Below are 2040 nucleotides of genomic sequence, written 5' to 3' on the forward strand. Positions count from 1 at the left end.
ATGGATGTGGCATCGGCCAAGTCCAACAAGCGATTTGTGCCTTGCAGACAGCGCAACGCACAAATACTAAGACGTTAGAAATTATCGGGTGACTATGGACGAATATCTAAAAATTGGGGCAACTATCATTGCTGCTCTTGGCGGTAGTGGCGCCATTATTCTTGGATTGGCGAATTACTTGGGAAAAATTTGGGCAAACCGGTTAATGGTTAAAGAAAAAGCCGAACATGATCGAGAGTTGGAGAAGCTGAGAACCGAGTTACATCGGGAGAGCCAGCAAAATTTAGCCAAAATCAATAGCGAGATCGAAGTTTATAAGCAAACACAACTCAGAGAGCACAATGATAAGTTGTTGATCTATCGAGCTACGATTGATTTGGTGGCTATAATGCTGGCAAAAGTGGAAATGATCGTCCTTAGAAACAAGCAGCAACTAACAGCACAGGAGGCGGAGCAATTCGAGACAGAGCGCTTAAAGATTTATGGGTATCTAGCAATGATAGCGCCGCAAGAGGTGATGGATGCGAATGATATGTTCATAGATCAGCTACTAGCAGTTGTATTTGACGGTAAGTCTGTTAGTTGGGAAGTTATTAGATCTAAGGCTCTCAATCTGACCAACGCAATGCGCAAAGACATTGGTATCGACAAGTCCGAAGTGTCATATAACGGTGAAAGATAATTCTAACAAGCGAATGAACGAGGGACGTTTACTCGTAGCGCATTTTTTCAAAGAAACGCTGTGATTCAGGCGCTTCAATCAATTTGGGCTAGTAAACGCCCGTTATTCGAACGTTAGGTTTCTTGCTCATCTCAACTACTTTAAAGGATTGAATCTTGTTTAATTTAATTATCTCTTATGATCCAGAAAGCTGGGATAGTAGTCCACACGAGCTAGAAAAAAGTCGTGTTGCAATTGAATACACCGCAGATGAAATAAGTGAGAGATACAAATTTTTCGATGAAAAGGCAATCGAAGAACTTAAAAGCTTCCCAACACTTTTTGTTACCGAAAATGAAACTGTAGAATCGAGAATAGGGTACGTTACAAATATTCGTCTTCGACAGAATACTGTCGTATTCGATTTCGAATTTGATACTACACTTCCAAGCTTACCCACTGGCACCATTGAGGCTTTGCGAATAGATATAGATCTTGGCAGCTGGGAGCTTTCAAGAACGCACTGGGCAATTAAAGACGAACCACTATTTGAAATTTTACTGAATAAGGGCTTTATTACACAACAGCAACTGAACTTATCTAAATGGGGCGCTAGCCAGCTTCCAGTTGCAGAGCCACCTGTTATCCAAACTCCTCCAGGCGTTTTTAATACTTCACAGGTTTTTATAGTTCACGGTCATGATGATATTGCAAAATTAGAAATGTCTGCATTTATTTCTGAGTTAGGATTGCAACCAATCATCCTTCATCAACAAGCAAGTTCTGGTCGTACAATTATCGAAAAAATTGAACATTACTCAAATGTTGGCTTTGGGGTCGTTTTGTATACCCCTTGTGATATAGGATCCAAAGCTGGCGAGTTAACGGGGAACTATAGGGCTCGTCAAAATGTAGTTTTTGAGCATGGCTTTCTAATTGGTAAGCTGAGTCGGGCAAGAGTTTCCGCTGTAGTGAAAGGAAACGTTGAAACCCCAAATGATATTAGTGGTGTAGTTTACACCTCTATGGACTATGAAGGGCTGTGGAAACAACAGCTATTAGTAGAACTTAGAGATGCCGGATATCATGTATAAACCTAACAAGGCCATGAAAAATCGCCCACAAAAACATGTGGGCTGGACTCGCTATGCTCGCCTTTTATGGCGGCGTTACCCTATATACACTTTCGATACTTTCCCTAATAAGAGTCTTAACTTTAAGAGCTTTGACTCTAACCAATTTATGTCCAAAAATGAGTTTGTAACATCAGAGGGATCTAATTCGGAAAGATGAATGGATATGTGGGGTCAGAGTCTGAGGGATCCCCACGAATTTAATAGCATGCTTGTGGATCCTGAACTAAGCCTTGCAGTGTCTTA

Annotated in this window: 2 protein-coding genes; both read left to right on the top strand. The window is 41.1% G+C overall.

Translation table 11 applies throughout. The annotated features are described in order from the left end of the window. The first annotated feature begins 94 nt into the window (after positions 1 to 94). Positions 95 to 682, top strand: coding sequence for a hypothetical protein (locus tag ACVBIL_RS20530; protein WP_447168786.1), 588 nt, complete (start codon positions 95 to 97; stop codon positions 680 to 682). Positions 683 to 837: 155 nt separating this feature from the next. After that, a complete protein-coding gene (locus ACVBIL_RS20535; protein ID WP_447168787.1) occupies positions 838 to 1755 on the top strand; it encodes a TIR domain-containing protein in 918 nt (305 codons plus the stop codon). Positions 1756 to 2040: the final 285 nt, after the last annotated feature.

It is taken from the genome of Shewanella sp. 125m-7, assembly GCF_052977045.1.

Bases quoted from the DNA above. Each gene is read 5' to 3' on its own strand.
- ACVBIL_RS20530 (WP_447168786.1), top strand. From the start codon at position 95: ATGGACGAATATCTAAAAATTGGGGCAACTATCATTGCTGCTCTTGGC.